This is a genomic window from Candidatus Omnitrophota bacterium (genome assembly GCA_018894435.1).
GTDB lineage: Bacteria > Omnitrophota > Gorgyraeia > JAHIPI01 > JAHIPI01 > JAHIPI01.
Window position 1 is genome coordinate 1 of record JAHIPI010000015.1, and the last position, 5,181, is coordinate 5,181.

General features: G+C 43.9%; 6 protein-coding genes. All 6 read left to right on the top strand.

Annotation, left to right across the window (positions count from 1 at the left end; genetic code table 11):
• On the top strand, nucleotides 1-584 hold a 584-nt coding region (locus KKI13_01120; protein MBU4487657.1), incomplete at its 5' end, for a glycosyltransferase.
• A complete protein-coding gene (locus KKI13_01125) occupies nucleotides 581-1,549 on the top strand; it encodes a GDP-mannose 4,6-dehydratase (GenBank protein ID MBU4487658.1) in 969 nt (322 codons plus the stop codon). The genes KKI13_01120 and KKI13_01125, both read left to right, overlap by 4 nt.
• Before the next feature lie 2 nt (nucleotides 1,550-1,551).
• Nucleotides 1,552-2,685: an undecaprenyl/decaprenyl-phosphate alpha-N-acetylglucosaminyl 1-phosphate transferase gene (locus KKI13_01130; GenBank protein MBU4487659.1), complete on the top strand. Its 1,134-nt coding sequence runs from the start codon at nucleotides 1,552-1,554 to the stop codon at nucleotides 2,683-2,685.
• Entirely contained in the window at nucleotides 2,678-3,862 is a 1,185-nt protein-coding gene (locus KKI13_01135; protein MBU4487660.1) for an O-antigen ligase family protein, read from the top strand. Before KKI13_01130 ends, KKI13_01135 begins: the two co-directional genes overlap by 8 nt.
• Nucleotides 3,863-3,865: 3 nt before the next feature.
• The gene (locus KKI13_01140) at nucleotides 3,866-4,924 is read left to right on the top strand and encodes a glycosyltransferase family 9 protein (protein ID MBU4487661.1); all 1,059 of its coding nucleotides are present in this window, start codon (nucleotides 3,866-3,868) and stop codon (nucleotides 4,922-4,924) included.
• A partial coding sequence (locus KKI13_01145) for a hypothetical protein (protein ID MBU4487662.1) occupies nucleotides 4,921-5,181 on the top strand: 261 nt, incomplete at its 3' end. The genes KKI13_01140 and KKI13_01145, both read left to right, overlap by 4 nt.

Sequence of the window (5,181 nt, forward strand, 5' to 3'; positions counted from 1 at the left end):
CAGCACTTCGCAAAGAGCTAAACATGCCCACCGATGCCATAGTGATAGGGATTGTGGGGCGCCTTACCGGCGTAAAGAACCATGAAATGTTTATTATGGCCGCCAAAGAGATAAAGATGATGAATCCTGCGAGGGGCATAAAGTTTCTCATAGTGGGAGACGGCGAGCTGAAAGCTGATCTCGTGCGCCTTGCGCGGAATATCGGAGTCTATGGAGACCTTGTATTTACCGGCTGGAGAAAAGATATAGATGCGCTCTACAAGGTCATGGATATTGTAACGCTTACCTCGCTGAACGAGGGTACGCCGGTTTCTATTATAGAGGCCATGGCAAGTGAAAGGCCCGTTGTAGTCACCGACGTAGGCGGCGTGCGCGATATAGTAGAAGACGGAAAATCGGGTCTTATCGTTCCATCTCAAGATATCGAGGCATTTGTGCGCGCAGTAACAACCCTGATTGATGATAAAACAAAAAGAGAGAAGTTCGGAAAATACGGCAGGGAATATGTAGTCCGCTGCCATTCCAAAAAACAATTGGTAGATGCGATAAAGGAATTATATCACAAAGAGCTGGAGGTAAAATGAAAGCATTAATAACGGGCGGTGCGGGTTTCATAGGTTCTCATCTTGCGGAAGAATTGCTCGCCCTGGGCGATTCAATCACGATAGTAGATGATTTATCCACGGGTAGTATGGATAACATTGGTCATCTTAAGTGCAACAAGCATTTTAAGGTATATATCGATACTGTCATGAATACGAAACTTATGTCCAAGCTTATTAAGGAATGCGATTGCATATATCATCTTGCGGCGGCGGTCGGAGTTAAGTATATAATAGACAATCAGCTCAAATCGATAAAGACGAACGTGGAGGGAACTGAGATCGTCCTTGGGCTTGCTAATAAATACGGTAAGAAGAAGACGCTTTTGGCTTCGACTTCGGAGGTATATGGGAAAAATATAGATAAAGACAGAGCTTTTAAAGAAACGGACGACAGCGTCCTGGGCCCTACGGTAATTCCTAGATGGAGTTACGCGTGTACGAAGGTACTTGACGAATTTTTGGCCCTTGCCTATGTGCGGGAAAAGAAACTGCCGGTCATAATAGTAAGGCTCTTCAATACCTGCGGGCCACGCCAGACGGGTCGCTACGGGATGGTTCTACCGCGGTTTGTAAAACAGGCGCTTTCAGGGCGGCCCATAACAGTATACGGAAGCGGCACACAGACAAGGTGTTTTACATATGTCAAAGACGTTGTCGGCGCGCTCATAGAACTTATGAACTGCAAAAGAGCTACCGGAGAGGTCTTTAATCTGGGTAGCCCGAAATCTATAACAATAAATGAACTTGCCAAGAAGGTCAAAATGATCACCGGCTCAAGATCAAAGATAGAGCATATCCCGTATGAAAAGGCCTACGAGCGGGGATTCGAGGACATGATGCACAGGCAACCGGATATTTCAAAGATAAAAAGATACGTAGACTTTAAGCCGAAGGCCGATATAGAAGAGATAATCAAAAGGACAGCCGAATATTTCAAAGGATAAACATGCCGTACATTAAGACCATAACAGTATTTTGCGCAGCACTTGTGAGTTCCCTTATCCTCACGCCGATTATAGCGAGATTTGCGCTAAAGATAAACTTTGTCGATTCGCCCTCCGGCAAAAAGGTGCACGCGAAACCCACACCGCTTCTGGGAGGAGTGGCGATATATTTTTCTTTTATATTCGCCATCTCACTTACCGTCAAAGCGGATAGGGCGCTTTTAGCGTCTTTGGTAGGCGGCACAGTCATAATGGTGATAGGCATAATAGATGACAGGTTCAAATTGATACCTCGCCTGAAACTCCTGGCGCAGTTTATTGCCGCTATAATCACGATAATGATGGGCGTTCAGGTGGCGTTTATCAAAATTCCGTTTCTCAGCATGGTTTTTACCTGCCTTTGGATCGTCGGTATGACAAATGCTTTCAATCTTATAGACAATATAAACGGCCTTTGTGCGGGCATTGCCGCAATAGCGTCATTCTTTTTTGGCGTACTGGCATTTATTAACGGCAATTTCGTACTTGCGGCGACTTCTTTTGCACTTATGGGAAGCGCGCTGGGTTTTTTGAGATACAATTTTCCTAAAGCGAACATATTTATGGGAGATGCCGGCAGCATGTTTTTAGGTTTTATGCTGGCCTCAATAGCGGTAGCTGGTAGCTGGAAGACATCAAGTCTCACGACCTCTTTAGCTATACCTATACTGATACTCGGATATCCGATCTTCGATGTTACGTTTGTTACTGTAATGAGGATGATGGAGGGGCGGCCGGTATCTATGGGTGGGAAAGACCATTCTTCTCACCGTTTTGCCATAGCGATAATGGAATCAATAATGCGTTCGCGCGGGAAAAATAACTCAAAAGGAACAAAGCTTATTCCCGCAATAGTGACGTTTGCCAAAGGGCTCAGGACAAAGGGTGAAGACCGCGTCCTGAATAGGCTAGCGGCCTCAGGATTTAAGAAGAAAAGGGGCGTCCTGATGCTTTACGGTTTGAGTTTTGCTTTGGGGCTCGCCGCGCTAGGTATGACCGTATTAGGGAGGTATTTCGATTGGGGTATAATGATAATCACTCTTATCCTTACGCTTCTTTTCGGTATAAGGTTGGGGAGGGTGCGAAGCAATGGATAATTTAATTATTCTAAGTTTAGGGATCCTTATTTTCGGGCTTCCTTTTTCAAATAGTATTATAGAGATTGCCGCCACAGCCGCGATAGCGTTATGGTTTTTTAAAAAGATTTTCATCCAGCGAAGCCTTAAAGTAGAAAAGACGCCTTTAAATACTCCGGTGTCGCTTTATTTTCTATTCGTACTGTTCTCACTTATAAACACCAAATTTTTTATAACCAGCCTGATAGGATTTGGGTTTAAAGCAATGGAGCATTTTCTGTTATTCGTCGTAATGATCGATACTATAAGGACAAAAAAAGATTTCATGAAGATAATGGCGTTTATTTTTATTTCGGGCCTTTTAATGGCTGCCGACGGCTTGTGGCAGTATTTTATGCATTACGATTTCTTGAGGCACTACCCCATATGGAGTTCTTTTAATAGGATAACCGCTTCTTTCAAGTTTCCTAACGGGTTTGCAGGCTGGCTTGTGACAGTTTTGCCATTTTTTGTGGCGATAGCTATATTAAATACAAAGGAAAAACTACTCAAATTATTCGGAGCATTGCTGAGTATTCTGCTTTTTATATGCCTCCTTTTGAATTTTACCAAAGGAGCAATCCTCGCATTTATACTAGTTGCTGTGTTTCTTGCCTGGAAAAAGGGCGAATCTGCAAAAAAGATATTGCTTGCTGCGCTTACAATTGCGGTTTTGGGGATCGGCATGATGGTGGTTTTGGGACGCGGCGATATTATTTTGGATTACACTGCACGCGGTTTGTCGGTTTTTCACAGGCTCGATTTAATTAAGATGTGCTGGAGGATGTTTTTAGACCACCCGATTTTAGGACATGGTATAAATACCTTCATGAGTATATACGAGACTTATGCTAGTGATATGCAGTTCGGCGGCGTATCCTATGCGCACAATGCTTATCTTCAGATAGCGGTCGAGACAGGGGCCTTGGGCCTTTTGGCGTTTTTGTGGTTAATAACCGTTTTGTTTGTAACGTCTGTGAAAAACATCGCGCGAAAGCCAGAAGGAACTATAAAAACGGCCCAGACAGCGGTTTTAGCAGGATTGATCGGCTACCTTGCTTTCACTACCGTAGAATCGACGCTATATTCATTACCGCTCGCAATATTATTTTATTATTTTTTGGGTCTGGCGGCGGCGCTACAAAATATCAAGGATTAAGCAATGAAAATACTTATAGTAAACCCTTTCGGGATAGGTGATGTATTATTCACTACGCCTATTTTAAACGCCCTGGCAGAAAGCGGCCACAGTGTATATTACTGGTCCAATGAAAGGGTCGCCGATATATTGAAGTATAACCCCAAAATAAAGGGTGTGTTTTCTCTGGCAAGGGGAGATATAAAGAAGATATTTAAGGATTCTTTTTTCAGCGGCATTAAGTCCTTGTTTTCAATGCTCGTAAAGATCAAAAAAGAGAAGTTTGACGTTGCCTTTGATTTCTCGCTGGACTATAGGTACAGCCTCATTTTATGGTTTTTGGGCGTAAAAAAGAGAATAGGGTTTGATTATAAAAATAGAGGCCGGTTTCTGACGGATGCCATAAAGGTAAAAGGCTTCGGCGGGCAGCACATGGTAGAGTATTATAACGGCCTGGCCCGTTTCATGGGGAGTAGTATCAAGCCAGATGTAAATATGGAACTTTTTGTAGGAAAGGATGACGTAAAGCAGGCAGAGGTATTTTTGCAAAAATGCGGCGTTGCCGCGGGAGATATTCTTTTGGGTATTGCCCCGGGCGGTGGCGGAAGCTGGGGCAAAGATGCTTTCAGAAAACGTTGGCCAAAGGAGAAATTTGCCTATATTGCCGAAAGATTAGGTAAGGAAGCAAGTTACAAAATAGTGATTTTCGGAAGCAAGGATGAATCGGATATATGCGCATATGTAAATAAGAACACCAGCCCAAAAGCGATAGATGCATGCGGTAAGCTTACTTTGGGGCAATACGCCGCGGTATTGAAAAGGTGCAGATTATTAGTTACAAATGACGGCGGACCTCTTCACATGGCGGTGGCATTGGAGGTGCCCAGCGTATCTATATTCGGCCCGGTGGATGAGAAGGTCTACGGCCCTTATCCCGAATCTTCGAAACATGCCGTAATAAGCGGCGAAGCGAAGTGCCGGCCGTGTTACAAAGATTTTAGATATCCTTTATGCAAAGCGTTTATATGTTTTGATTCTATAGAACCGGAACGCGTTTTAAAAACAGTAAAGAGGTTTTTATGAAAAAAATAGCATTTATTCTTGCCGGAGGCAAAGGGACCAGGCTCTGGCCGTTATCGCGCGAGAACTACCCGAAACAGTTTGTGCCGTTTAAGGATGGCCTTTCGCTGTTTCAGATGGCGCTCGATAGGGCAGCGCGTACTTTTTGCCCCGAAGACATATATATAATCTCAAACGAGAACTACCGCTTTACAATACTTAATCAGATAGACATGTTCGGCGGCATCAAGAAGCCAGCCCGGGACAAGATAAAAAAGAAC

What these genes read in the sequence shown, in the direction of transcription:
- KKI13_01125 (MBU4487658.1), top strand. Translation starts at nt 581, where the DNA reads ATGAAAGCATTAATAACGGGCGGTGCGGGTTTCATAGGTTCTCATCTT.
- KKI13_01130 (MBU4487659.1), top strand. Translation starts at nt 1,552, where the DNA reads ATGCCGTACATTAAGACCATAACAGTATTTTGCGCAGCACTTGTGAGT.
- KKI13_01140 (MBU4487661.1), top strand. Translation starts at nt 3,866, where the DNA reads ATGAAAATACTTATAGTAAACCCTTTCGGGATAGGTGATGTATTATTC.
- KKI13_01135 (MBU4487660.1), top strand. Translation starts at nt 2,678, where the DNA reads ATGGATAATTTAATTATTCTAAGTTTAGGGATCCTTATTTTCGGGCTT.